General features: G+C 64.9%; 26 protein-coding genes and 1 other RNA gene. 11 read left to right on the top strand and 16 right to left on the bottom strand.

The genetic code is table 11. From position 1 onward, the window contains the following. Positions 1 to 160 precede the first annotated feature (160 nt). Together ACVW17_RS05070 and ACVW17_RS05065 are read left to right on the top strand one after the other, a co-directional pair. A complete protein-coding gene (locus ACVW17_RS05070) occupies positions 161 to 1,627 on the top strand; it encodes an NCS1 family nucleobase:cation symporter-1 (RefSeq protein WP_456750920.1) in 1,467 nt (488 codons plus the stop codon). A 176-nt stretch (positions 1,628 to 1,803) separates the two neighbouring features. After that, the gene (locus ACVW17_RS05065) at positions 1,804 to 2,316 is read left to right on the top strand and encodes a TIGR02281 family clan AA aspartic protease (RefSeq protein ID WP_456750919.1); all 513 of its coding nucleotides are present in this window, start codon (positions 1,804 to 1,806) and stop codon (positions 2,314 to 2,316) included. A gap of 53 nt (positions 2,317 to 2,369) precedes the next feature. Here the strand turns inward: ACVW17_RS05065 and ACVW17_RS05060 are convergent, their stop codons facing one another. Beyond that, positions 2,370 to 2,855 carry a hypothetical protein gene (locus ACVW17_RS05060; protein ID WP_456750918.1) on the bottom strand — a complete coding sequence of 162 codons (486 nt, stop codon included), beginning with the start codon at positions 2,853 to 2,855 and terminating at the stop codon, positions 2,370 to 2,372. 528 nt (positions 2,856 to 3,383) lie between these two features. Between ACVW17_RS05060 and ACVW17_RS05055 the strand changes: the two genes are divergently transcribed. After that, positions 3,384 to 4,883, top strand: coding sequence for a phosphomannomutase/phosphoglucomutase (locus ACVW17_RS05055; RefSeq protein ID WP_456750917.1), 1,500 nt, complete (start codon positions 3,384 to 3,386; stop codon positions 4,881 to 4,883). 165 nt (positions 4,884 to 5,048) lie between these two features. On the opposite strand, the gene ACVW17_RS05050 is transcribed toward ACVW17_RS05055, so the two are convergent. The 6 genes from ACVW17_RS05050 to ACVW17_RS05025 all read right to left on the bottom strand — a co-directional run bounded on the left by ACVW17_RS05050 (position 5,049) and on the right by ACVW17_RS05025 (position 9,962). Then, on the bottom strand, positions 5,049 to 6,515 hold the full coding sequence (locus ACVW17_RS05050) for a methyl-accepting chemotaxis protein (protein WP_456750916.1): 1,467 nt from the start codon (positions 6,513 to 6,515) through the stop codon (positions 5,049 to 5,051). Further along, positions 6,512 to 6,793 (bottom strand): hypothetical protein, encoded by a 282-nt coding sequence (locus ACVW17_RS05045; RefSeq protein ID WP_456750915.1) that lies wholly within the window; start codon positions 6,791 to 6,793, stop codon positions 6,512 to 6,514. The genes ACVW17_RS05050 and ACVW17_RS05045 overlap by 4 nt, the downstream gene beginning before the upstream one ends. A 187-nt stretch (positions 6,794 to 6,980) precedes the next feature. After that, a complete protein-coding gene (locus tag ACVW17_RS05040; RefSeq protein WP_212021204.1) occupies positions 6,981 to 7,481 on the bottom strand; it encodes an Lrp/AsnC family transcriptional regulator in 501 nt (166 codons plus the stop codon). 76 nt (positions 7,482 to 7,557) lie between these two features. Beyond that, positions 7,558 to 8,505 carry a sugar kinase gene (locus ACVW17_RS05035; protein WP_456750914.1) on the bottom strand — a complete coding sequence of 316 codons (948 nt, stop codon included), beginning with the start codon at positions 8,503 to 8,505 and terminating at the stop codon, positions 7,558 to 7,560. 80 nt (positions 8,506 to 8,585) lie between these two features. Beyond that, positions 8,586 to 9,536, bottom strand: coding sequence for an NAD(+) diphosphatase (gene nudC, locus ACVW17_RS05030; RefSeq protein WP_456750913.1), 951 nt, complete (start codon positions 9,534 to 9,536; stop codon positions 8,586 to 8,588). A gap of 6 nt (positions 9,537 to 9,542) precedes the next feature. Beyond that, a complete protein-coding gene (locus ACVW17_RS05025; protein ID WP_212021210.1) occupies positions 9,543 to 9,962 on the bottom strand; it encodes an HIT domain-containing protein in 420 nt (139 codons plus the stop codon). A 110-nt stretch (positions 9,963 to 10,072) separates the two neighbouring features. Between ACVW17_RS05025 and ffs the strand changes: the two genes are divergently transcribed. The 5 genes from ffs (at position 10,073) to ACVW17_RS05000 (ending at position 13,714) form a co-directional block, all read left to right on the top strand. Next, positions 10,073 to 10,169, top strand: an RNA gene (gene ffs / locus ACVW17_RS05020) — signal recognition particle sRNA small type. 109 nt (positions 10,170 to 10,278) lie between these two features. Further along, positions 10,279 to 12,129 (top strand): DNA polymerase III subunit gamma/tau, encoded by a 1,851-nt coding sequence (locus tag ACVW17_RS05015; protein ID WP_456750912.1) that lies wholly within the window; start codon positions 10,279 to 10,281, stop codon positions 12,127 to 12,129. 23 nt (positions 12,130 to 12,152) lie between these two features. Continuing rightward, positions 12,153 to 12,473 (top strand): YbaB/EbfC family nucleoid-associated protein, encoded by a 321-nt coding sequence (locus ACVW17_RS05010; protein ID WP_018269493.1) that lies wholly within the window; start codon positions 12,153 to 12,155, stop codon positions 12,471 to 12,473. A gap of 1 nt (position 12,474) precedes the next feature. Next, on the top strand, positions 12,475 to 13,080 hold the full coding sequence (recR, locus tag ACVW17_RS05005; protein WP_163160808.1) for a recombination mediator RecR: 606 nt from the start codon (positions 12,475 to 12,477) through the stop codon (positions 13,078 to 13,080). Positions 13,081 to 13,285: 205 nt separating this feature from the next. Next, positions 13,286 to 13,714, top strand: coding sequence for a hypothetical protein (locus ACVW17_RS05000; RefSeq protein ID WP_456750911.1), 429 nt, complete (start codon positions 13,286 to 13,288; stop codon positions 13,712 to 13,714). Positions 13,715 to 13,841: 127 nt separating this feature from the next. Here the strand turns inward: ACVW17_RS05000 and ACVW17_RS04995 are convergent, their stop codons facing one another. The 3 genes from ACVW17_RS04995 to ACVW17_RS04985 form a co-directional block, all read right to left on the bottom strand. Continuing rightward, positions 13,842 to 15,209, bottom strand: a complete 1,368-nt coding sequence (locus tag ACVW17_RS04995; RefSeq protein WP_456796811.1) for an AmpG family muropeptide MFS transporter — start codon at positions 15,207 to 15,209, stop codon at positions 13,842 to 13,844. A gap of 121 nt (positions 15,210 to 15,330) precedes the next feature. Further along, positions 15,331 to 15,630 carry a GIY-YIG nuclease family protein gene (locus ACVW17_RS04990; RefSeq protein WP_456756345.1) on the bottom strand — a complete coding sequence of 100 codons (300 nt, stop codon included), beginning with the start codon at positions 15,628 to 15,630 and terminating at the stop codon, positions 15,331 to 15,333. Positions 15,631 to 15,725: 95 nt separating this feature from the next. Continuing rightward, entirely contained in the window at positions 15,726 to 16,946 is a 1,221-nt protein-coding gene (locus ACVW17_RS04985; RefSeq protein ID WP_456750909.1) for a DNA recombination protein RmuC, read from the bottom strand. A 170-nt stretch (positions 16,947 to 17,116) separates the two neighbouring features. On the opposite strand from ACVW17_RS04985, the gene def reads away from it, so the two are divergent. From def to truA, 3 genes are read left to right on the top strand one after another with little or no spacing between them, the layout of a single operon-like run. After that, complete coding sequence (gene def, locus ACVW17_RS04980) at positions 17,117 to 17,644, top strand: peptide deformylase (protein WP_092122626.1); 528 nt, start codon at positions 17,117 to 17,119, stop codon at positions 17,642 to 17,644. Positions 17,645 to 17,681: 37 nt separating this feature from the next. After that, positions 17,682 to 18,617 carry a methionyl-tRNA formyltransferase gene (gene fmt / locus ACVW17_RS04975; protein ID WP_456750908.1) on the top strand — a complete coding sequence of 312 codons (936 nt, stop codon included), beginning with the start codon at positions 17,682 to 17,684 and terminating at the stop codon, positions 18,615 to 18,617. After that, entirely contained in the window at positions 18,617 to 19,354 is a 738-nt protein-coding gene (gene truA, locus ACVW17_RS04970) for a tRNA pseudouridine(38-40) synthase TruA (protein ID WP_456750907.1), read from the top strand. Before fmt ends, truA begins: the two co-directional genes overlap by 1 nt. 64 nt (positions 19,355 to 19,418) lie before the next feature. Here truA and dapE read toward each other — a convergent pair whose 3' ends face one another. The 6 genes from dapE to argB all read right to left on the bottom strand — a co-directional run bounded on the left by dapE (position 19,419) and on the right by argB (position 25,296). Further along, positions 19,419 to 20,585, bottom strand: coding sequence for a succinyl-diaminopimelate desuccinylase (dapE, locus tag ACVW17_RS04965; RefSeq protein WP_456750906.1), 1,167 nt, complete (start codon positions 20,583 to 20,585; stop codon positions 19,419 to 19,421). Between the two features lie 209 nt (positions 20,586 to 20,794). Further along, positions 20,795 to 21,157: a DUF805 domain-containing protein gene (locus tag ACVW17_RS04960; RefSeq protein ID WP_456796810.1), complete on the bottom strand. Its 363-nt coding sequence runs from the start codon at positions 21,155 to 21,157 to the stop codon at positions 20,795 to 20,797. A gap of 311 nt (positions 21,158 to 21,468) precedes the next feature. After that, complete coding sequence (gene dapD, locus ACVW17_RS04955; protein WP_021079579.1) at positions 21,469 to 22,314, bottom strand: 2,3,4,5-tetrahydropyridine-2,6-dicarboxylate N-succinyltransferase; 846 nt, start codon at positions 22,312 to 22,314, stop codon at positions 21,469 to 21,471. Positions 22,315 to 22,489: 175 nt separating this feature from the next. Beyond that, positions 22,490 to 23,179 (bottom strand): pyrimidine 5'-nucleotidase, encoded by a 690-nt coding sequence (locus ACVW17_RS04950; RefSeq protein ID WP_456750904.1) that lies wholly within the window; start codon positions 23,177 to 23,179, stop codon positions 22,490 to 22,492. A gap of 177 nt (positions 23,180 to 23,356) precedes the next feature. Beyond that, a complete protein-coding gene (locus ACVW17_RS04945) occupies positions 23,357 to 24,403 on the bottom strand; it encodes a DUF1036 domain-containing protein (RefSeq protein ID WP_456796809.1) in 1,047 nt (348 codons plus the stop codon). After that, positions 24,403 to 25,296, bottom strand: a complete 894-nt coding sequence (gene argB / locus ACVW17_RS04940) for an acetylglutamate kinase (protein ID WP_456750903.1) — start codon at positions 25,294 to 25,296, stop codon at positions 24,403 to 24,405. The genes ACVW17_RS04945 and argB overlap by 1 nt, the downstream gene beginning before the upstream one ends. Positions 25,297 to 25,446: the final 150 nt, after the last annotated feature.

Here is a 25,446-nt window from a genome sequence, read left to right as displayed (position 1 = left end):
CGCGGAGCCTGTCATCCGGCGGCGCTTCGCGCCGACCGGGTGGCTCGCAATGACGGGCACAGATCCACACCGTCCGGGGGACGTAACGCTGGCAAGCACCGGCAAACGGTGATTAGATTTGTGCGTCGGGATCACGGGCTCGCACATTGGGGAGGCCGCCATGAACTTCCAGAACCTGGAGATCAAGAACGCATCGCCGTCGCTGTACAATGAAGACCTGGCGCCGGCCAAGGAACGCAACTGGGGCGCCTTCAGCATCTTCAACGTCTGGACCTCGGACGTGCACAGCCTGTGGGGCTATTACCTCGCCGCCAGCCTGTTCCTGCTCTGCGGCAGCTTCGTCAACTTCATCCTCGCGATCGGCGTCGGCTCGCTGGTGATCTTCGTGCTGATGAGCCTGATCGGCAATGCCGGGGTGCGGACCGGCGTGCCCTATCCGGTGCTGGCACGGGCCTCGTTCGGGGTCTGGGGCGCCAACATTCCGGCGCTGGTCCGCGCCATCGTCGCCTGCTTCTGGTACGGCGCGCAGACCGCGGCGGCTTCCGGCGCGATCGTCGCGCTGCTGACCCGCATGGACGGCTTCAAGGCGTTCCACCAGTCGAGCCACATGCTCGGCCATTCCACGCTCGAGGTGATCTGCTTCGTCGTGATCTGGGCGCTGCAACTCTTGATCATCCAGCGCGGCATGGAAACGGTGCGGCGCTTCCAGGACTGGGCGGGGCCCGCGGTGTGGCTGATGATGCTGATCCTCGCGATCTATCTCTGCATCGCGGCCGGCGGCATCTCGCTGACCGCGCCGATCCCGCACGATGTGCTGCTGGAGAAGACCAAGGAGGCCGGCGTGCCCGGCGTGCCCGGCTCGTTCCCGGCGCTGTGCGCCGTCGCCGCGACCTGGATCACCTATTTCGCCGCGCTCTATCTCAACTTCTGCGACTTCTCGCGCTATGCGCCTGACGTCAACGCGCTGCGCAAGGGCAATATCTGGGGCCTGCCGGTCAATCTGATCCTGTTCTCGCTGGTCGCCGGCGTCACCACCATCGCAGCCTTCAACGTCTATCACGAGGTGCTGCTGCATCCCGACCAGATCTCGGCCAAGTTCGACAGTTGGTTCCTGGCGCTGCTCGCCGCCGTCACCTTCGCTGTGGCGACGCTCGGCATCAACGTGGTCGCCAATTTCGTTTCGCCGGCGTTCGACTTCTCGAACGTGTTTCCGCGGCATATCGACTTCAAGAAGGGCGGCTACATCGCGGCACTGATCGCACTCGCGCTGTATCCGTTCGCACCCTGGGAGGGCAGCGCCGCCTCGTTCGTCGGATTGATCGGCGCGACCATGGGGCCGATCTACGGGATCATGATGGTCGACTATTATCTGATCGCCAAAGGCCGAGTGAACGTGCCGGCGCTCTATCAGGAGGACGGCGAATATCGGTTCCAGAACGGCTGGAACGTCAGCGCGCTGATCGCCGCTGCCGTCGGTGCGCTGTTTTCGTCGGTGCTGCCGAACTTCACCTCGATCCTGCCGGCCTGGTGGGCGGTCTATGGCTGGTTCTTCGGGGTCGCGATCGCGGGCGCGGTCTATTACGCGCTGCGCGCTGCAATGCCGAGCCCGGTCGCCAGAACCGCCTGAGGACCGGCAAATTCCGGCTTTGGAGGGCGGCCGATCGCATTCGGCCGCCTCTCCGGGTTCGCATTAACTGTTCGCTCATCCTTTTCGCCAAAATGACAGGCTCGCGCTGCCGCGCTTGCTCGCGGCGCGGCGCGCGGCGTGGTGAAATTGCGTGTTCGGTTCTCCGAGTTGGTGTCATGCGTAACCTGATGATTTTCGCGGCCATCCTGATCGGGCTGGGCACCTTCATGGCCCAGATGGCCAGCAAGATGTCGCCCGCCGCCGCGACCACCACCAAGCAGACCATCTCCCCCGCCGTCACGGTGGCGCAGGCCAGCGCCCGCACGCTCAGCATCGCGCCCGATCCGCGCGGTCATTTCGCGACCGACGGCCGGATCGACGGCCAGCGCATCGATTTCATGGTCGACACCGGCGCCTCCGTGGTCGCCCTGAACGAGACCTCGGCCGCGCGCTTCGGCCTGCGTCCGGTGCCGGGCGACTACACCTCGCGCGTCACAACCGCCAACGGCACCATCAGGGCGGCGCGCACCCGCATCGCCATGGTCGAGATCGGCGGCATCACCGTGCGCGATGTCGACGCTCTGGTGCTGCCGGATGAGGCGCTGTCGGAAAACCTGCTCGGCCTGTCCTTCCTCTCGAAGCTGAAGCGCTTCGAATACGCCAACGGAAAATTGTTGCTGGAGCAGTAAGGCCGATTGGCTGAGGCGCTTTCGCAGAGTGTCGAGCCGGTCTCCCGGCGGACTCACTGTAAGTCCCTATTGTACTCCCTAATTTCGTGATCCTGATCGTCGACATTCGGATAGCGCTCTACCTGATAGCAGTAAATCCTGCCATCCAATTTGTATATCGAGCGTTTTACACGCTCGTCGTTGTCCGGCGATTTTCCAATAAGAGATATGCCCAGACCGCGATCGTCACCCTCCAGCGCCAGGCTATCCATCGCAAAAGAAAAACCGGATAGACACGCTGTCGGCACGTCAGTCCATTGCCCATCGTGTTCGATGCGCATCGAGCGTTCAAAGTTTGCTCCAAACCCTTCCTTTTCCGGGTTACGGTCGCAAACCGGTTTGAGGGAACGAAGCTCGATCCTTGCAAGATCTTGACCTTTGTAATCTTTGAAATTCAAGATCGCAACATCCGCCGCACACCAGTTACTAGAGTTCGCCTTACATAAGGTTGAACTGGCAAATAGAAGCAATAAAGCTCCAGCGAACGCGATCGCCTTCATCGACATGACTCAATATTTGTATCGATTCCAATCCGGCATCCGACCCGCCGTTGGCTTGCCGTTATGCCAATACAATCGGCTCCCATATCGAGTTCCGACCCACGCTCTATAACCTGGAGTTTTCTGAGAATAAGCCTCCGCATTTCTTAGATCTCCATCACTTTCTCGCTGATCTTCCCAGTGCATATGCCCCCTTGCGACCGCGCCGGTATCGCCAAGCCCCACACCACCGCCAACTCCGTCTTGGAATCCCCGCGCGATCTGATCGTAGTAATATAGTCCGCCGCGTTTATAGATTTCCACGCCCAGTTCCGGGATAAAGCCCCTGCTCTTGGTCTCTTCCGGGCCTTCCTTGCCTAGTGGTGCCCCTGCAAAAGCGCGGGCGTCTTGCGCCAGCGGGCAAGTATTCGCCGATGCCAAATCTGCCGTAATTATTGGCCACAAGCCGTCAATCTGCCTTCCGTTGCGGCGATGCATTCGCTAAAGCCAGCGGCACTGTTCCTCCGCATTTCCACGAGGCCGTTCCTGATGTTTCCCAAGCCGAAGCCCGCGCTGGTCCCGAACACTTATGCCTTCGAATCCGGGCCGATGGTGAAGCCGACCGGATTTCGCGAGTATGACGCGCGTTGGCTGTTCAACCAGGAAATCAATTTGATGGGCGTGCAGGCGCTGGGCATGGGGCTCGGCGCGCTGATCGCAGAGCTCGGCGTCCGCCAGGAGATCGTCACCGGGCACGACTTCCGCGGCTATTCCGCCTCGATCAAATACGCGCTGATCTCGGGCCTGATGGCGGCCGGCTGCAAGGTGCACGACATCGGGCTGGCGGTGACGCCGATGGCCTATTTCGCGCAGTTCGATCTCGACGTGCCCTGCGTCGCGATGGTCACCGCCTCGCACAACGACAATGGCTGGACCGGCGTCAAGATGGGCGCCAACCGTCCGCTCACCTTCGGCCCCGACGAGATGACGCGGCTGAAGCAGATCGTGCTCAACGCGGCGTTCAACAACAAGGCCGGCGGCTCCTACCAGTTTCACGAGAATTATCCGGCGCGCTACATCGCCGATCTCACCAACCGGCCGAAGCTGAAGCGCAAGCTGAAGGTGGTGGCGGCCTGCGGCAACGGCACCGCGGGCGCGTTCGCGCCGCAGGTGCTGGAGGCGATCGGCTGTGAGGTGATCCCGCTCGACACCGAGCTCGATCATACCTTCCCGAAATACAATCCCAATCCGGAAGACATGGAGATGCTGCACGCAATCCGCGATGCGGTGCTGGCGCACAAGGCCGATGTCGGCCTCGGCTTCGACGGCGACGGCGACCGCTGCGGCGTGGTCGACAACACCGGCGAGGAGATCTTCGCCGACAAGGTCGGCGTCATGCTGGCGCGCGACATGTCGGCGATCAACGCCAACGCGCAGTTCGTCGTCGATGTGAAGTCGACCGGGCTGTTCGTGACCGACCCCGTGTTGCAGAAGCAGGGTGCCAACACGATCTACTGGAAGACCGGCCATTCCTACATGAAGCGCCGCACCAATGAACTGGGCGCGCTCGCCGGCTTCGAGAAGTCAGGCCATTTCTTCTTCAACAAGCCGTTCGGCCGCGGCTATGACGACGGCCTTGTGTCGGCGATCGCGATCTGCGAGATGCTTGACCGCGCGCCGGGCAAGTCGATGGCCGATTTGAAGAACGCGCTGCCGAAGACCTGGTCGTCGCCGACGATGTCGCCGCACTGCGCCGACGAGGCGAAATACGGCGTGGTCGATGCGGTCGTGAAGCACTTTGAGAGCTTGCAGCAGAACGGCGCGCAGGTCGCGGGCCAGGCCATCCGCGATCTCGTCACCGTCAACGGCGTGCGCGTCACGGTCGCGGACGGCAGCTGGGGCCTGGTCCGCGCCTCCTCCAACAAGCCGGAACTCGTGGTCGTGGTCGAAAGCCCGGTCAGCGAGCAGCGCATGCGCGACATGTTCGAGGCGATGGATTCCGTGCTGCGCACCCATCCCGAGGTCGGCGCGTACAATCAGAAGATCTGAGCCACGTGCTCTGCTGTCATCACCCGCGAAAGCGGGTGATCCAGTACGCCGCGGCCTCTCGATTGAAAATGACTGTCTCTGGAATACTGGATCGCCCGGTCAAGCCGGGCGACGACAGTGAGGTAGGTCAATCGAGTCGGGCGATGGCAGCTGGGAAGGTGGTGCTCACGCCGCCCGCAGCGAGGCCAGGAAGCGGTCGAGCTCGGTCTTCAGCCATTCCGATTGCGACGACAGGCCGTTGGCCGCATCGAGCAATTGTGCGGTCGCGCCGCCGGCCTGTTCGGAGGCACGGTTGACGTTGAGGATGCCCTTGTTGACGTCCCTTGTACGGTCGGCCGCCTGCTGCAGATTGCTGGAGATCTCGCGGGTCGCCGCGCCCTGCTGATCGACGGCGGCGGCGATCTCGCCGGAGACGTGATCGATTTCGGCGATGGTGGCGCCGATGGTCCCGATCGCGCTGACGGCCGCACCGGTCGCGTTCTGGATATCCTGGATCTGAACCGCAATCTCCTCGGTCGCCTTGGCGGTCTGGGTGGCCAGCGCCTTGACCTCGCTCGCGACCACCGCAAAGCCGCGGCCATGCTCGCCGGCGCGCGCCGCTTCGATGGTTGCGTTCAACGCGAGCAAATTGGTCTGGCTGGCGATGTTCTGGATCAGTGTCACCACCTCGCCGATCTTCTGCGTGCCCGCCGCAAGCCCTTGCACGACGCCGTTGGTGCGGCGCGCCTCGTCGGCGGCCTTGGCGGCGATCCGCGCCGAGCGCGTCACCTGCTCGGCGATGTTGTTGATCGACGCCGTCAGCTCCTCGGTCGCCGACGCCACGGTTTCGACGTTGCTCGACGCCAGCGTCGATGCGGAGGCCGCTGCATTGGCCTGGCGCATGGTTTCCGCGTTGCTGCCGTTCATCGTTGCCGACAGGCCCTGCATCGCGTTCGCCGCCACCGCGACGGCCTCGACGACCTCGCCGATCTTGCGCTCGAAGCCCAGGGCCAGTTCGCGCCGCGCGGCATCGCGGTCGTGCTTGGCCCGTTCGGCCTCGATGCGCTCGGCATTGGCGCGCGCCTCGGCGGCACTGACGGCCTCGGCCTCGGCTGCCTTCCGCGCCGAGGTCTTGAACAGTTCGGCGAGCGTGTGCGCGAGCCAGATCAAGACGCCGGCCTCGATCAGCAGGATCACGGCGTGGAGCACGACGCGGCCGAGATCGGCGCCGCCGGGATAGATCGCGGCCGGCAGGATGAAATTCAGCGTCAGGTGATGCAGGGCAACCGCCACGGTGCCGGCGACGATCGGCCGGTAGTCGCAATAGGCGACCAGGCACGCCAGCGCAGCGAAGAAGTACATGTGCATGTCGACCTGCCAGCGGTGGCCGGCGAACTGGTAGACCAGCATCGACACGCCGGCCATCAGGGCGACTGCCACGATCAGCTGCGTTGAGACGCCGTTTCCGGAGGTGCGCCACGACACCGTCGCGGCCAGCGCCATCGCGACCATGAAGCCGGCCGGGATCAGCCAGTCGGTGTGCAGCGACAGGCCGACGACGATCGCGATCGGCACATGCAGCCAGAGCACCACGAGCAGGATCTTGCTGGCCGTCTCGCGCAGCGCGGCCATCTCATCGTCTTCGAAGGTCATTCCCAACCCCCAGATCGCCCAACCCCCGGATCGTCGTCCGCCTTGAAGCAGCCGGCGATCGCCTGCGGATCCATCGTCAGCAAGGCGCCGGCCTCGTACAGCCGGGTGAGCCCGCCATTGCGGTCAGGCCGCACCACCAGCAGGGCCGGGATCGCGGTCATCCGAACGATCGACGCATTGGCCGATGCGGCGGCCGTCAGCGCGCGCTCGGCGCGCCACCACGGCGGAAACGCCACGGCCACCACGTCGTTGCCCGCACGCACCTGCAACGACAGCATTGTGATCGCGATCCAGCTCGCAATCAGCAGTGCAGCCGCGCCTCGCCATGCGGGCCGTCGCCTCGCTGGGATGATTCCCCCCGGCACCATCGCAGCACAATGCCGCTGCCGGCGCTAACTTCAGGTAAATGCAGACCAGGCCGGCTACCTGGGGGCGTATCGAATCTGATGGGGTGTGTGCCGGCGCTTATGCCGCCGGCACCGGCAGCGCCGTCACCGACTTGATCTTCTCCATCGCGAAGCGCGAGGTGACGTTCTTCAGCGGCACGGCACTGATCAGCTTCTTGTAGAACACGTCATAGGCCTGCATGTCCGCGACCACGACGCGCAGCATGTAGTCGACGTCGCCGGCCATCCGGTAGAACTCCATCACCTCGGGCATGGCGCTGACGGCATCGGCGAATTTGCGCAGCCAGGCTTCCGAATGGTCGGCGCTCTCGACCGAGACGAACACCGAGATCCCGAGCCCGATCTTGTTCTGGTCGACCAGCGCCACGCGGCGCAGGATCACGCCGTCGGCCTCGAGCCGCTGGATCCGCTTCCAGCATGGCGTCGACGACAGCCCGACCCGGTCGCCGATCTCGGCGACGGAGAGCGAGGCATCCTCCTGCAACACGGTCAGGATCTTGCGATCGATGGCGTCGAGGCGGCGATTATTGTCATGCAGCTGAACGGCGAGTTCGGACATAGAAGAAAGTTCCATATGAAGGATCAATATCCCTCATATAGAGAAAAATCTTCTCGCGCAAGCGGTTCCTGACCGGTCAGGCCGGCGGGGCTTCGGCGTGCTCGCCCAAAAACGCTTCAACTTCAGCACGTTGCGGTGCGGCATAAGCACCCCCGAAGCGGGTGCATTTCAGCGCTGCGGCGGCGGAGGCGAAGCGCAGCGCCTGCCGCAGCTCCTGCTTCTCGGTGATCGCCAGCGCAAACGCCCCGTGGAAGACGTCGCCGGCGCCGAGCGTATCGACGGTATGAACCGGGAAGGCCGGGGTCTCCTCGAGCTCGCCCTGCTCATTGAGCCAGATCGTGCCCATCGGCCCGCGGGTGCCGGCCAGGAAGGAGGGGGTGAGCTTGGCGAGCTTGTGCAGCGCCTGGCCGTCGTCGGTGACGTCGGCGGTCTCCTGCAGCGGCTCGCTGGAGAACACCAGATGGGAGGAGGCGGTGAGCAGCCCTTCCCGCATCGACATTGCGCGGTCGACGTCGACCACCACGGGAATGCCGCGCTTGACCGCCTCGGCGCACAGCTCGGTGCAGAACGGCGCGCAGCGGCTCTCGGTCAGGATCGCCGCGCAATCCTCCAGCAACAGGTCGGTCGGCGGCAGCTTGACCTTCCACAGCTCCGGGTCGCGGAAGGTGACGATGGTCCGTTCGCCGGTGTCGTCGATCATGATCGCCGAGATCGGCGTCACCAGATCGGGCATGTGGATGAGATGGTTGGTCTCGATGCCTTCCTGGCCGAGCTTGTCGAAGATGTAGCGGCTCGAGGTCTCCCGCGAATCGCCCATCGGCCCGCAGATCGAGGCGCGGCCGCCCAGCCGGACGATGCCGATTGCGGCGTTCAGCGCGTTGCCGCCGCAGATCTCGTCGAAATGCGTCGCATTCTCCTTGGAGCCGCGTGCCGGGACATTGACCCGGAAGGTCAGGTCGCGCACCGGCAGGCCGATGCAGAGGATGCGGGGCGGGATTTTCGGAGCGCCGTCTTGAAAATTCATGCAAAGGTCCGTCGCAATGGTTCCGTCAACTGGCACAATTGGTGTCCAGATTTAATCGGCAGAACGATGTCCGGTTCCCGCTATTGGTCGAGCGGGTTTCGGTGGTGCACCCAACGGCCGAGCAGATGATGGGCGATCGCGAACGGATGCGGGCCGGCGAGGCCGTCGGGGTGCTGGCGCTTGAGCATCAGCGTCGCCTCGGCATGGTCGAACCAGCGCGCATCTTCCAGTTCGGTGCGGTCGACCACGATATCCTCGTTGGTCGCGCGCGCGGTGCAGCCGATCATCAGCGATGACGGATAGGGCCAGGGCTGCGTCATGTAGTAATTGACGTCGGTGCAGCGGATCCCGGCTTCCTCGAAGATCTCGCGCCGGACCGCGTCCTCGATGGTCTCGGCGGCCTCGACGAAGCCCGCGAGGCAGGAATACATGCCGGGCATGAACTGCTTCTGGCGGCCGAGCAGCACCTTGTCGCCTGAGGTGACCAGCATGATCACGACCGGATCGGTACGCGGAAAGTGCTCGGCCTTGCAGCTCGGGCATTCGCGCTTCCAGCCGCCGTCCCTCATCGCGGTGCGGGTGCCGCAGTTCGGGCAGAAGCCGTGGCGCTGATGCCAGGTCACCATCGACTTCGCCATCGCGATCGCCGAGAGCTGTTCGGGCGGCACCACGCCCTGCATCGCCATGCCGCGCAATTCGGTGATCGCGACGTCGCTGCGGCCGACCAGCTTCTCGGCCGCCTGCGGCGCGATCCCCATGCCGAAGATCGGCGCGCTGTCGCGCAGGCCTAGGAAGATCGTGCCGGGATTGGCGCCGTAGCTGCGGGCCTCCTCCAGCGAGAGCAGCGCGCGGGCGCCGCCCTCCTCCTGCTTCACGACCAGCGAGTCGCGGTAGATCACATAGGCGCGCGCCTCGCGGTGGCCCTCCAACGCAAACAGCTTCTCGTCATTGCTGCGCAGATGCGCGGCGCGGTCCAGCACATGGGTGACGAAGGCCGGCTGGCCGAGCGGAAATGAATCGGATGCGGACATTGAATTTCAACCCAACCAGATCTTGCGGCGAAGCGCGCTGATGAAATTCTGCACTTCCTCGGCATCATGCGCCAGCGGCGGCATCACGCCCCAAACGGGACGCGGCCATGCAGCGTCGCTGGTGCGGCGCGCAATGACATGGACGTGAAGCTGCGGGACGAGGTTGCCGAGCGCTGCGACGTTGAGCTTGTCGCATTTGGTGACCTCTTTGAGCGCCCGCGAGACGCGGGTGATCTCGGTCATCAACTGCGCCTGCTCGACCTCGTCGAGGTCGATGATCTCGACCGCGCCGTCGCGCCGCGGCACCAGCAACAGCCAGGGATAATGCGCATCCTTGATGACGAGCACCTTGCACAGCGGCAGGTCGCCGATGTCGATGGTGTCCTTGTTGAGCTGCGAATGCAGCGACCAGTTGGAGGCGGGCATGAGGGCAAATAATGCCTTTCCGTGTTCCCAGACAAGCCCCGCAAAGCCAGCCTTACAAAGCCGGGTCAGGCCGCTTGCTTTCCGGCGGTTTTGGCCCCAAATAGGGACCGGGAGATTGGCGGTGGACGAGCCACTCGCCAACCGGGTCAGGTCCGGAAGGAAGCAGCCCTAACGAGGTCCGGATCGGGTCGCTCGTCAGTCTCCTACCTGTTTTTCCGAGCGAATCGCGCTGGAATGGCGGTCCCCGCGCCCGGCGCTTGATTTTGGCTCCCATCCGCACGCCGGCTGAAGAGACACCCAAGTTGCGGATCGACGCATGAACGACGACGCTGGCGCCCCCTCCCAACCGTCCGACGGCGCAGGCCAAAGCGGCTTTGATCTCGGCGGGGCGCCTGAGGCCGCCAACAAGCCATACCGCGTTCTCGCCCGCAAATACCGTCCCTCCAGCTTCGAGGACCTGATCGGCCAGGAGGCCATGGTTCGCACCGTCTCGAATGCGTTCGAGACCGGGCGGATTCCGCAGGCCTGGATCCTCACCGGCGTCCGCGGGGTCGGCAAGACCACCACCGCCCGCATCCTGGCCCGCGCCCTGAACTATGCCAAGCCGGACGGCTCGGTGCAGGGGCCGACCATCCACATGCCTGATCTTGGCGTGCACTGCCAGGCGATCATGGAAAGCCGGCACATGGACGTGCTGGAGATGGACGCCGCCTCCCACACCGGCGTCGACGATGTCCGCCAGATCAATGACAGCGTGCGCTATGCGCCGGCGAGCGCGCGCTACAAGGTCTACATCATCGACGAAGTCCACATGCTGTCGACGGCGGCGTTCAACGCCTTCCTGAAGACGCTGGAGGAGCCGCCGGAGCACGCCAAGTTCGTGTTCGCCACCACCGAGATCCGCAAGGTTCCGATCACGGTGCTGTCGCGCTGCCAGCGCTTCGACCTGCGCCGCGTCGAGGCGGACGTGCTGATGAAGCATCTCGGCAATATCGCGACCAAGGAAAGCGTCGAGGTCGAGCCCGAGGCGCTCGGCATCATCGCGCGCGCCGCCGAGGGTTCGGTGCGCGATTCCCTGTCGCTGTTCGACCAGGCGATCGCGCATGCCGCAGGCCTCGTGAAGGCCGATGCGGTGAGACAAATGCTCGGCCTTGCCGACCGCACCCGGGTCATCGATCTCTTCGATTCGCTGGCGCGCGGCGATCTCGCCTCTGCCTTCACCGAATTCCGCGCGCAGTATGATGTCGGCGCCGATCCGGTGGTGGTGCTGTCCGATCTTGCCGAGTTCGTCAATTTCGTCACCCGGGTGAAGGCCATCCCGGCAACCGCGGACAATGTCGCATTCGGCGAGACCGAGCGGGTGCGGGCGCGCGAATTCGCCGCCAAGCTGTCGATGCGGGTGCTGTCGCGGATGTGGCAGATGCTGCTCAAGGGCATTGCCGAGGTGCAGACCGCGACACGCCCGGCGGCCGCCGCCGAGATGGTGCTGGTGCGCATCGCCTATGTCGCCGACCTGCCGACGCCGGACGAGGCGATCCGGATGATGGTCGAGCAGAACGGTGGCGGCGCCGCGCCGGCAACATCTGGCTCCGCCGCATCGTCCCCGTCACGCGGCGCACCTGGCTCGGCGATGTCTGCGATGCCATCAGCGCCGGCGCGTGCCCCGCAGGCCGCGCCGCGTGCCGATCTCGCCGCGCGTCCGCAGATGGCGGCACCGGCCGGCAATGCCGCGCCGGCGCTGCGGATCTCGAGCTTCCCGCAGCTGATCGCGCTCGCCGGCGAGAAGCGCGACATCATGACCAAGAGCGCGCTGGAGGCCGATGTGCGGCTGGTCCGCATCGAGGACGGCCAGCTCGAGATCGCATTGGAGCCGAAGGCGCAGCGCGCGCTCATCACCGATTTGCCGCGCAAGCTCGAATTGTGGACCGGGCGGCGCTGGACCGTGATCATCTCCAACGAGGCCGGCCAGCCCACGGTGCGCTCGCAGAACGAGCAGGCCCGCAGCGAGCATCAGCGCGCGGCCGAAGCCGATCCGCGCGTCCAGGAGGTGCTGGCGCGCTTCCCCGGCACCAAGGTGGTCGAGGTCCGCCGCCTCGCCGCCGAGGTTCCGGTCGCGGACGTATCAGGCGAAGACCCGATTGAAACTTCCGACAGCGATGACGATTGATCTTTGGCGATAGGAACGCAGGCATGGCTGATTTTCTCGGCATGATGAAACAGGCGGCGCAGCTGCAATCCAAGATGCAGGAGATGCAGGAGCAACTCGGCAATGTCGAGGTCGAGGGCATTTCCGGCGGCGGTCTGGTCGCGGTGCGCATGACCGCGAAGATGGAAGTGAAGGGCATCAAGATCGATCCGTCGCTGATGAAGCCGGAGGAGCGCGAGGTGCTCGAGGATTTGCTGGTCACCGCGCATGGCGACGCCCGCCGCAAGGCCGAGACCGCGATGCAGGAGAAGATGATGGCGCTGACCGGCGGGCTAGGCCTGCCGCCGGGATTCGGTCCCACTTAAAATGGCCGCGAGCGTTGCCGGTCCCGAGATTGAACGCCTGATCCAGTTGTTGGCGCGGCTGCCGGGCTTAGGTCCCCGTTCGGCGCGGCGTGCGGCGCTGCATCTGATCAAGAAGCGCGAAGCGCTGATGACGCCGCTGACCGCGGCGTTGCAGGTCGCGATCGACAAGATCCAGGTCTGCAAGACCTGCGGAAACATCGATACACAAAACCCCTGCACCGTGTGCACCGACCCGCGCCGCGATCCCGCGATCATCGTTGTGGTCGCCGATGTCGCCGATCTCTGGGCGTTGGAACGCGCCAATGCGACCAATGGCCGCTATCACGTGCTTGGCGCGACGCTGTCGCCGCTCGACGGCGTCGGTCCGCAGGATCTCACCATCGATCAACTGGTGGCGCGCGCGCATGCGCCTGAAGTCAGTGAGATCATTCTCGCTTTGAATGCCACCGTCGATGGCCAGACCACCGCGCATTACATCACCGACCTGTTGTCGGAGGCGAACGTGCGGGTGACGCGGCTGGCGCATGGCGTGCCTGTCGGCGGCGAGCTTGATTACCTCGATGAAGGTACGCTATCGGCTGCGATGCGGCAGCGGACGCTGTTCTAGCGCGCACTTGAGAGCAGGCCCTGGCGATATTGCCGGCCGATCCGTCACAAGTCGAAAAGATCGCGCTCAGACAAAATGATAGGGTGGATGACGATTCGGGGATGGCCATCCACGCACAACAGCATGATCCGGAAAAGTGGAAACCGGTTTTCCGAAAAGATCATGCTCAAACAGATCTGACGAATCTACTACGGAACCACTGCAAATGACGACACACCGATTCGGCGTACGCTTGGGCTTTGCGTGTCTCGCGGCAATCCTCGCTGCGCCCTGTGCCATCGCGCAAGAGAGCGATGCAGCGCAGAAGCCCGGCAAGATCATTCACGCAGGCGACGTGCTGTCCGGGGAACTCGGCGTCATGAAGGTGCGCGATACCAAGAATCGCGGCAAGCGCGTCGCGACCTACCAGATCACCAGCGAGCCGCGCCGCCTGCCGCCGCCGAACGGCCTGTGCAATCTCGAAACCGGGCCGGAAACCTTCCAGCTCGTTCCGACCAACGATGCCCAGGCCGCGCAGCTCAAGAGCCTCTCCGGCAAGGCGATCTCGGTGAAGGTCGACGAGGTCGCCTGCGCCAAGGACGCCGGCGAGATGAGCGAAGCCATCGTCACGAAGTGGAGCGTGGTGACGAAGTAGCTACCTCAGTTGCGGTGTCATCGCCCGGCTCGACCGGGCGATCCAGTACGCCGCGGCTTCTCCACAGAATCACGAACGTCTCTGGAATACTGGATCACCCGCTTTCGCGGGTGATGACAGCGGATGCTCAAACCCGCACCGGCCCCAGCTCATCAAAATGCCCGCGCCGTTGCAGCCAGGCGAGCAGGATCAGGCTCGGGATCGCGACCAGCACGCAGATCACGAAGAACCCCTGCCAGCCGACCGCCTTGGCGACATAGCCCGCGCCCGACGACAGGTAGGTGCGGCCGACCGCCGCGAGCGCCGTCAGCAGCGCGTACTGGGTCGCGGTGTGCAGCGGATTGCGGCACAGCGCCGAGAGGTAGGCGACGAAGATCACGGTGCCGATCGCGCTTGTGAAGTTCTCCGCCGTGATCGCCAGCGCCAGCGCCCATTGATCGACCCCGACATGGGCGAGCCAGGAGAACGACAGGTTGGCGACCGCCTGCAGCACGCCGCCGATCCACAGGCTCGACGCCAGCAAATAGCGCCGCGCTACGAAGCCGCCGGCAAAGCCGCCGATCAGGGTCGCGGCAAGCCCGACGCCCTTCACGATCGCCGCGTAGTCGACCTTTGAAAAGCCGATGTCGATCACGAACGGCGCGGTCATGGTGCCTGAGAAGGCGTCGGTGAATTTGAACAGCACAACAAAGGCGAGCGCCGCGAAGGCATCCTTGCGGCTGAGGAACTCGGAGAATGCGCCGAGCGCGGCGTGAAACACCCGTTCGGCGGCGTTCTGCGCATGCGTGGCCGCCTCGGCGCCTTTCGATTGCGCCGGCTCGGTCGCCGCAAGCGCGGTGACGATGCCGATCACCACCAGTGCGGCCATCACCACATAGCCCCACATCCACGCCGATGGCCGCGCGAGGCCTGCGGACTCGAAGCCGCTGACGATGAACAGCGCGCCGGCGGTCGAGACCAGCATGCCGACGCGATAGGCAGCGACATAAGACGCCATGCCGGCGGCCTGCTCGCTTTCCGGCAGGCTCTCGACGCGGAAGGCATCGACCACGATGTCCTGCGTCGATGACGCGGTTGCGACCAACAGCGCGGCAAACGCCGCGAACCATGGCGATCGCGCCGGATCGGCCACCGCCAGCACCAGGATCGCCGCGATCAGCAACAGCTGTGAGAACAGCAGCCAGCCGCGGCGGCGTCCGAACACTTTCGTGAACAGCGGCACGTGCAGCGCGTCGACCAGCGGCGCCCAGAGGAATTTCAGCGTGTAGGGCGTGCCGATCAGCGCCAGCAGCCCGATGGTGCCGAGATCGACCCCGGCCTCCTTCATCCACACCTGCAGCGTCGAGCCCGACAATGCCAGCGGCAGCCCCGAGGAGAAGCCGAGCAGCAGCACGATCAGCACCCGCGGCTGCAGATACACCGCAAAACTGTCGCGCCAGGAGGTGGCGGGAGGGGTGGTTTTTTCCGGCATGGCTGTGGCGTCGGGGGCGGTCATCTATCCCATCGTGAGGTCATCGTCCGCGAAGGCGGACGATCCAGTACTCCGTGACGATTCCGTCCAGCCACCGTCGTCCCGGCGTACTGGATGCCCCGCCTTCGCGGGGCATGACGCATAGTTAGACACCTGCAATTCCCGGATACAAGTCTTCCCAATTTGGGTTGTGCTGTTCGATCAGACGAACCTTCCAGGCTCGATTCCACTTCTTCAACCGCTTCTCGCGCTTGATCGCGTTATCAGGATCATCGAACTGCTCGAAGTAGACAAGCTTCACCACATCGTATTTCTCGGTGAAGCTCTTGATGAGTTTCAGCTTGTGCTCGCCCACGCGGCGAGTGAGGTTATTTGTCACACCGATATAGAGCGTGCCGCCGATGTGGCTGGGGAGGATGTAGACGTAGTAGCTGCGTCGCCCCAAACTGCCGCCTCTGGGATACTGGATCGCCCGGTCGAGGCCGGGCGATGACACCGATTGGATGGCGCGAGCGCGCCAAGCAACTTCTAAAACTACAATCACTCCCCCGCCTGCAGCTTGCGCGGGCTGGGGAACAGGTCGGCGGCGGCGGGCTTGACGAAGCGGGGGACCTCGATCGGGGTCTCGGCCTTGCTGAAGTCGAGTTCCTCGATGCGGCCGGCGCGTTTCTCGATCTTGTCGGCGGAGATCAGGATCTGCCTGACGTCCTCGTTGACCTGGCCGAAGTGATTTTGCAGCTTGAGCACGCGATCGCGCAGCCGGCCGAGATCATCGCCGAGGTGCATCACCTCGTTGCGGATCTGGTCGGCGGCGTCGCGGATGCGGGCGTCCTTCAGGATCTGCTGCATCACCTGGATCGCCAGCATCAACAGCGACGGCGACACCAGCACGACGCGGGCGCGATAGGCCTTCTGGACCACGTCGTCGAAGCCGTCATGGATCTCGGCATAGACCGATTCCGACGGCACGAACATCAGCGCGGTGTCCTGGGTCTCGCCCGGGATCAGGTATTTCTCCGCGATGTCGCTGACATGCTTGAGCACGTCGGCGCGCAGCCGCTGGCAGGCCGATTTGCGTTCCTCGTCGCTGCGCGCATCGTGCAGCGCAGTCATCGCCTCCAGCGGAAATTTGGCGTCGATGCAGAGCGGGCGCTGGTCGGGCAGGAACACGACGCAATCCGGCCGCTTGCCCGACGTCAGCGTGTACTGGAACTCGAACGAGCCCTTCGGCATGCCATCCTGGACGATCGCCTCCATCCGCGCCTGGCCGAACGCACCGCGCGATTGCTTGTTGGCGAGCACGTCGCGCAAGGTCGTGACCTGGGTGGTGAGCTCGTTGAGGTTCTTGTGGGCGTGGTCGATGATGCCGAGCCGCTCATGCAGCACGCGCAGCGAATCCATGGTGTTGCGGGTCGATTGTTCCATCGACTGGCCGACCCGGTGGGTCACCGAATCCAGCCGCTCGTTGACGGCGCGGGCCATCTCGGCCTGGCGCCCGGCGAGCGCCTGCGCGAAGGCATCGACCTTGGCGTCGACCCGCCCGGAGGATTCGCTCTGGGCGCGCAGCATGTCGGCAAGCCGCTCCTCCAGCTCGTCGGCGCGGATGGCCTGGGCCATCGCCAGTTCCGCGCCACGCCGGCTGGCGCGGGCGATCACCACGGCGATGGCGAACAGCAGGATCAGCGTCAGCGCGCCAAGCCCGATCAGCGCGTCGGAGACGCGGACCGGAAGGTCGCCAAACATGAGAAGAATCTCGTTCATGCCAGCCGTTGTAGCCGATTCGCGGCCGCATGCGAACGAAGAGGGAACATTTATGGTAAATGCTTTCCTAATTTTCTTGGTTAATCAGGCGTGAAGAATCGTGGTTAAGGCTGTCTTAACGGGTTCCTGAACGCATTGACCGCATCAGGCCCGCGGCTTAAATCGCCGCCATGGCATTACGAGAAATCATCATCCTGCCGGACAAGCAGTTGCGGCTGGTGTCGAAACCGATCGAGAAGGTGACGCCGGAGATCCGCAAGCTCGCCGACGACATGCTCGAGACCATGTATGACGCGCCCGGCATCGGGCTCGCGGCGATCCAGGTCGCGCAGCCGTTGCGGCTGATCACCATGGACCTCGCCAAGCGCGACGAGAACGGCGAGACCACGCCGCAGCCGCGGGTGTTCATCAATCCGGAGATCATTTCGCATTCGGACGAGCTGTCGGTCTACGAAGAGGGCTGCCTGTCGATCCCCGAATATTACGAGGAGGTCGAGCGCCCGGCGCGGGTGCGCCTGCGCTTCACCGACCTCGACGGCAAGCTGCATGAGGAGGATGCCGAGGGGCTCTACGCCACCTGCATCCAGCACGAGATCGACCATCTCAACGGCGTGCTGTTCGTGGATTATCTGTCGAAGCTGAAGCGCGACCGCGTCTTCAAGAAATTCGAGAAGGCCGCCAAGCGCGCGGCGGAGTAGGCGCGCTCTCCGCTGTCACGCCCGGAAGACCTGATCCATGCCTCTCCGCCTGATCTTCATGGGCACGCCCGATTTCGCGGTGCCGACGCTGCTGGAGCTCGTGGCCCATGGCCATGAAGTTGTGGCGGTCTACACCCGTGCGCCGAAGCCCGGTGGTCGCCGCGGCCTGCAATTGCAGCCGACACCGGTCGAGCAGGAGGCGCGCCGGCTCGGCATATCGGTGCTGACGCCGAAGACGCTGAAGACAGACGAAGCGCTCGCGGAGTTTCGCGCCCATGACGCGGATGCCGCCGTCGTCGTCGCCTACGGCATGATCCTGCCGCAAGCGATCCTCGACGCGCCCAGGCTCGGCTGCTTCAACCTGCACGCTTCGCTCTTGCCGCGCTGGCGCGGCGCCGCGCCGATCAACCGCGCCATCATGGCCGGTGATGCCGAGAGCGGCGTGATGGTGATGAAGATGGATGTCGGCCTCGACACCGGCGACATCGCGATGGCCGAGCGTCTCGCCGTCACGGACAGCATGACGGCGTCCGACCTGCACGACGCGCTGGCGCCGCTCGGCGCCGACCTGATGGTGCGTGCGATGGCCGGGCTCGAGCGCGGCGGGTTGCAGTTGACCAGGCAAAGCGCCGACGGCGTCACCTACGCCGCCAAGATCGAGAAGGCCGAGGCGCGGATCGACTGGACGCAGCCGGCGCACGCGGTGCTGCGGCACATTCACGGGCTGTCGCCGTTCCCCGGCGCCTGGTGCGAGCTTTCAGGCGAAGGCGAGCCGGTGCGGCTGAAGATCCTGCGCTGCGAGCTGGCCATGGGTTCGGGCCAACCGGGCGATGTGCTCGACGACACCTTCGCGATCGCCTGCGGCGCCGGCGCGATCCGGATCCTCGAATTGCAGCGCGCCGGCAAGACGCCGACCAAGGCGGCGGATTTTTTGCGCGGCACGCCGCTGAAGCCGCCGGCGCGGCTCAACTGATGCCCCGCTACAAGCTCACCATCGAATATGACGGCACGCCGTTCTCCGGCTGGCAGATCCAGGACACCGCGCCGACCGTGCAGGGCGCGCTGGAGGCCGCGGTCAAGGCGATCTGCGGCGAGGACGTGCGGGTCCATGGCGCGGGGCGGACCGATGCCGGCGTGCATGCGCGCGGCCAGGTCGCGCATTGCGACATCGCCAAGCATTTTCCGCCTGGCCGCTTTCGCGACGGGCTGAACGCGCATCTGCGGCCCTATCCGATCGCCGTGCTCGCGGCCGATATCGTGCCGGACGATTTCGAGGCGCGGTTCTCGGCGACCAGGCGGCACTATCTCTATCGCATCACCAACACCCGCGCGAACCTCGCGCTCGACATCGGCCGGGTCTGGCGGGTGCCGCGCGCGCTCGATGCGGATGCGATGCACGCGGCCGCGCAACGCCTGCTCGGCAAGCATGATTTCACAACCTTCCGCGACACCGAGTGCCAGGCCAGATCGCCGGAGAAGACGCTCGATCAGCTCGACGTCGTCAGAGACGGCAATGCCATCAACATCGTGACCTCGGCGCGCTCGTTCCTGCACAGCCAGGTGCGCTCGATGGTCGGCTCGCTGGTCTGGGTCGGCGAGGGCCGCTGGAGCGCGGACGATCTCTCTGGCGCACTCGCCGCCCGCAACCGCGCCGCCTGCGGCCCGGTGGCGCCGCCGGAGGGACTATATCTGGTGCGGGTAGATTATTAGTGGCCACAATCCCTACTGTGCATGGGGTTGTTTTTCACTATTTTTGTCCAGCCAACCGGCTGGATCACGCAAAATACCGCTCCAGCACGCCGCGATAGATCTTCGTCAGCTGCTCCAGATCGGCCACCGGCGTGCGCTCGTCGATCTGGTGCATGGTCTGGCCGACCAGGCCGAATTCGATCACCGGGCAATAGCTCGAGATGAAGCGCGCGTCGGAGGTGCCGCCCGAGGTGGACAGCTCCGGCTTGCGGCCGGTGACCTCTTCGATCGCGGCGACCGCGAGATCGGTGAACGGACCGGGCTGGGTGACGAACACGTTGGAGTTCGACGGCATCCAGTCGATATGGGCGCGGATGCGATTGCCGCAGGCTTTCGCCAGCCGCGCGTCGACCAGCTGCCGCAGGGTTTCCTGGGTGTGGTTGTCGTTGTAGCGGATGTTGAACTTCGCCCGCGCTTGGCCGGGAATCACGTTGGTTGCGGTGTTGCCGACATCGACCGTGGTGAATTCGAGGTTGCTGGCCTGGAATTGCGCGCTGCCGTGATCGAGCGGCTCGTCGCTCAGCGCCACGATCAGCCGCGAGATATCCGGCACCGGATTCGACGCGCGGTGCGGATAGGCGACATGGCCCTGCACGCCGTCGACAATGAGCGTGCCGGACTGCGAGCCGCGGCGGCCGATCTTGATCATGTCGCCGAGCACTTCGACATTCGAGGGCTCGCCGAGCACGCAATGGTCGAATTTTTCGCCGCGCTCGGCGCACCATTTCAACAGCTTGACGGTGCCGTTGATCGAGACGTCTTCCTCGTCGCCGGTGATCAGGAAGGAGATCGAGCCGTTGCCATTCTCTTTCGGCTTGCCGTCATGGTCGCCGAGATATTGCAGCACGGCGGCGACGCTGCAGGCGATGCCGCCCTTCATGTCGACGGCGCCGCGGCCGTAGAGATAGCCGTCCTTCACCTCGCCCGAGAACGCACCGAGCGTCCACGCCGCCTCATCGCCGGGCGGCACCACGTCGGTGTGGCCGGCAAAGGTGATGTGCGGCGCCGTGTTGCCGATGCGCGCATAGAGGTTGTCGACATCGGCGGTGCCGGGCTCGGAGAACGTCACGCGGTGAACCTCGAAGCCTGCGGTTTTCAGCAAATTTTCGAGGACGCCAAGCGCGCCGGCGTCGGCCGGGGTGACGGAGGGGCAGCGAACCAGATCGCGGGTTATCGAGACGGCATCAGTCATGCGCCTCGCTTAACACGTCACAGCGCGGGTGGACCAGCTTTGTGCGGCACGATATCGAGCTCGCTTTGTTGATCCCAGCCCTGCGTCGAGCGCGACCCGGTGCCGCGGCTGCCTCCCCGGCTCGCATGGATTTTGCCCAGTGGATTGGGACCGTAGCGATTGGGGTAGGAGGTGCCGCGCAGAAACGCCAGCTCGATGAAGCCCCAGATTTAGAGCACGAAAACGATCGTGCCCGCGGCCGCCACCCAATAGGACTGATCGGGAAGCCGGTCCGAGAATTGGCTCATGAGGCCGGGGATCGCGAAGAACGGGACCATCCACCAGCCGCTCCTGTCGCGGTCGTGCAGGCGCTTGATCGAGACGGCGATATAGACCCAGACGAACAATAGCGTGCCGCCGGCCTTGACCAGCAGCGTCGGCAATCCGGCCCATGTCAGTGATGTGTAGCTGTCGGGGTCGAACGCCCGGAAGATGTCGTCGACATTGAAGCCGAATGACCGATCCTTGCCGCCGAGGCCGGCCAAGACCACCAGCGCGTCCAGGAACATCATCCAGCAGACGATGATCAGCACTGCGAGCCAGAATTTTGGCGCGGTTGACGCGGCCCTTGAAGCCGAACAGGTAATTGGCCCAGTCCATGAAAAAGCTCCGGGCGGCGGCAACGTTTCGCGGCCCGGAGTTTTGTCGGAGTCAAAGGGAAATTGGTTCGATCTTCCTGGACCGTCATCCCCGCGCAACGGCTTCGCCGTTGTCGCTGGAGGTGCGAGCGGAGCGAGCCTCGAAGGATGCACGGCCACCAGCCGGGCCGTCGACCCTTCGAGGGCCGCTGAAGAAGCGGCCACCTCAGGGTGACGGTGAGGGATGGGGAATCGCCGCGGCGTCGTTAGTCCCGCAGCAGCTCGTTGATGCTGGTCTTGGCGCGGGTGCGCTCGTCGACGCGCTTGACGATCACGGCGCAGGCGGTGGCGGGGCCCGGCTGGCCGTTCTTCAGCGGTTTGGCCGGCAGCGTGCCTGGCACCACGACGGCATATTCCGGGACCTCGCCGACAAAGATCTCGCCGGTCTCGCGGTCGACGATCTTGGTCGAGGCGCCGAGGAATACGCCCATCGATAGCACCGCGCCCTTGCGCACGATCACGCCCTCGGCGACCTCGGAGCGTGCGCCGATGAAGCAATCGTCCTCGACGATCACGGGCTCGGCCTGCAGCGGCTCGAGCACGCCGCCGATGCCGACGCCGCCGGAGATGTGCACGCGCTTGCCGATCTGGGCGCAGGAGCCGACCGTCGACCAGGTGTCGATCATGGTGGCCTCATCGACATAGGCGCCGAGATTGACGAAGGAGGGCATCAGCACGACGTTCCTGGCGATAAAGGCCGAGCGGCGCACGATCGCGCCGGGCACGGCGCGGAAGCCGGCGTCGCGGAAGCGGTTCTCGCCCCAGCCCTCGAACTTCGAGGGCACCTTGTCCCACCACGACGCCTTGCCCGGGCCGCCGGCGATCTGGCCCATGTCGTTGAGGCGGAACGAGAGCAGTACCGCCTTCTTCAGCCACTGATTGACCTTCCACTTGCCGCTGGCCTCGCGCTCGGCGACGCGGGCCTCACCCTTGTCGAGCAGCTCCAGCGCGTGATCGACGGCCTCGCGGACCTCGCCCTTGGTCGAGGTCGAAATGCCTTCGCGGGCGTCGAACGCGGTGTTGACGGTGGTTTCGAGGGCGGACAGCGACATCGGGACGATCCTTGGGCGTATCGGGGATATGACGGAAATTTTGCAGGGCTTTTTCGGAATTTGAGGCCGCGGAGTCAAGGCTGACGCGGGCATGTAGCCCGGATGGAGCGCAGCGTAATCCGGGATCCCGACGGGTGGCGACAGCGGTCCCGGATTGCGCTTCGCTTCATCCGGGCTACGGCTTCAGCCGCTGCAAGAACCCGGTGAGATCGTCCGTGACATGGTCGACATAAGCGGCGTCGCGCCCCTCCAGCTCCCAGGTCTCGCGCACCACCTCTTGGCTGCCGTCGGGCACCACCAGCACGGTGGTCATGCCGAGCTCATGCGGCACCACCAAATTGCGCGCGAGGTCCTCAAACATCGCAGCCTTCGCCGGATCGACGTCGTGCCGCCTGAGGAACTTCTGGTAGGTCTCCGGCGCCGGTTTCGGCTCGAGGTCGGCGGCGATGATGTCGAACACGCCGTCGAAATGCTGGCCGATGCCGAGCCGGCCGAGCACCGCATCGACATGGTCGACCGAGCCGTTGGTCAGGATCAGCTTGCGCCCAGGCAGTTTTGCGATCGCAGCGCCCATTTCCGGATTCGGTTGCAGCGGCGAGTGGTCGATCTTGTGTACATAGGCGAGATAGTCGTCCGCCTGCACGCCGTGTTCGGTCATCATGCCGCGCATCGTGGTGCCGTAGCGCAGGTAATAGTCCTTCTGCAGCCGCCGCGCTTCCTCGGGCGAGATCTTCAGCCAGTTGCCGACGAACTCGCCGATCCGCGCATCGACCTGCTGCCACAGATTGACGTGATGCGGGTACAGCGTGTTGTCGAGGTCGAACACCCAGGTCTCGACATGGCCGAAGCCGCGGGGAGCTTTCATGTTATCTTTCCGTCGTCGTCCTGGCGAAAGCCAGGACCAATACCGCGTGATCCATCAAATGCAGCGGGGAGCCAATACTGCACAACCGTCGACCACGACCAGTCTTCGCCAAATGATTGCCTGTGGTAATGGGCTTTCGCCAGGACGACGGAGATATATGCAGCGCCGTCATCTTCATCACGGCACCGCAAAGCGCAGCGTCTTGCCGCCACTGGTCATGTCGACGGTGGTGAAGCCGAGTGCGGTGAGGCCGCGGGTGGTGCAATCGCCCTGCTCGTTGACCTCGAACTTGCTGTCGCGGGTGCAGAGCGGCACCGCACCGCCCCAGTTCAAGGGCTTGTCCTTGATGCGGATGGTGCGGTTGTCGCCATCGACCGCTTCGGCAAAGGAATAGATCTGCTTCGGCGTGCCGGTGACGTCGGGATGCAGGCATTTGCCGGGGTCGATGCGATACCAGCCGCGGCTGGTCACCACCTTGCCGTCGTCGGTCGCGACCGCCGCCATCACCTTGTACTGGGTGTCGTTGCACCAGGTCAGTCCTGACGCGGACGGTTTCTGCACGGCATCGACCATGGTGGCGAAGAAGTTCGGCGACTGCACGATGTCGCTGCCGAGCCCGCGGCTCCTGAGGAAGGCCGACAGCGCGCTCTGGGTCTTCGGCCCGTCGACGCCATCGATCGGCGCCGCGTCGTAGCCCGCGATCACCAGCAGCCGCTGGATGCCGGCGAGCCGCGCCTGCTCGTCGTCATATTCGCTGTCTTCTGCGAGATAGGCGACGAGATTGCCGTCATCGGTCTGCGTCGGCGTGATCTGGGTGAATTGCGCCGGGGTCTGGCCGGAGCGGCATTGCCGTGCGGCGGCGATCACGAAATTGTCCTGAGCGACGCACAGCGTATCGGTGCCGTTCTGCGGGATCGGCGAGGCGCCATAGACGCCGAGCGCGCGGGCGTTGAGCAGCACACGGTCGGCGGTCAGCGCGCCCTGCACCACGACCCGGCAGGTCGCCGGATCGATCCGGAACCAGCCGCGCGTCGCGGTTGCGGCCTTGTCGTCGATGCCGATCGCGGCCTCGATCACATAGCTCATGCGGTTGCAGAGCTTGAGGTCGGCATGCGCCGGCGCCGACGAGAACAGGAACGACACCAGCGCGGCCGGCAGCGCCATCGCGAGCCGCGCCGCCGGCGACCGGCGAGGTTGCCTCGCCGTGTGTCCCGCGTCTGCCATTACTTGTGGATCAGCGTGCCGGTGCCCTGGTTGGTGAAGAGCTCGAGCAGCACCGCGTGCTGGGTCTTGCCGTCGATGATCACGACGCCCTGCACGCCCTGTTCGAGCGCGTAGATGCAGGTCTCGACCTTCGGGATCATGCCGCCGGAGATCGTGCCGTCGGCGATCAGCTTGCGGGCTTCCTTGATCGACAGGTCCGGAATCAGCTTCTTGGACTTGTCGAGCACGCCGGGCACGTCGGTCAGCAGCAGCAGGCGCTTGGCCTTCAGCGCACCGGCGATCGCGCCGGCAAAGGTGTCGGCGTTGATGTTCAGCGTCTGACCGTCCTTCGACGTCGCCAGCGGCGCCAGCACCGGGATCAACTCATAGCCGATCAGCTGGTTGAGCAGCGTCAGATCGACCTTTTCGGGGTCGCCGACGAAGCCGAGATCGACCGCCTTCTCGATATGGGAGTCGGGATCGACCATGGTGCGCGTCGTCTTCGACGCCTTCACCATGTTGCCGTCCTTGCCGGAGAGGCCGACGGCCTTGCCGCCGGCTTCATTGATGTAGCCGACGATCTGCTTGTTGACCGATCCCGCCAGCACCATCTCGACGATCTCGATGGTGGCGGCGTCGGTGATGCGCAGGCCGGCGGCGAATTCCGACTGGATGCCGAGGCGCTTCAGCATGGTCGCGATCTGCGGACCGCCGCCATGCACGACCACCGGGTTGATCGCGGTCTGCTCGAGCAGCACGATGTCGCGCGCGAACGCCTTGGCGGTGTCCTCGGCGCCCATGGCATGGCCGCCGTACTTGATGACGATGGTTTCCTCGTCATATTCCTGCATGTGCGGCAGCGCCTCGGACAGGATGCGGGCCTGATCGAGCGGGCTGATGTGCTGGTCGGTCATGGGGCTGGTCTCATCGTCAGCGGAGGGACGGGCGCGGTTCTATCTGATTGCCGGGCAGGGCGCAAAGCGGGAGAGGTTGTATCCGTAGCCCGGATGAAGCCAACGGGTCGCGCGAACGCGCGCCCGATGACAGGCTTCGCAATCCGGGGT

This window comes from Bradyrhizobium sp. USDA 4473 (genome assembly GCF_054063335.1).
This window is presented reverse-complemented; position numbering and strand designations above follow the sequence as displayed.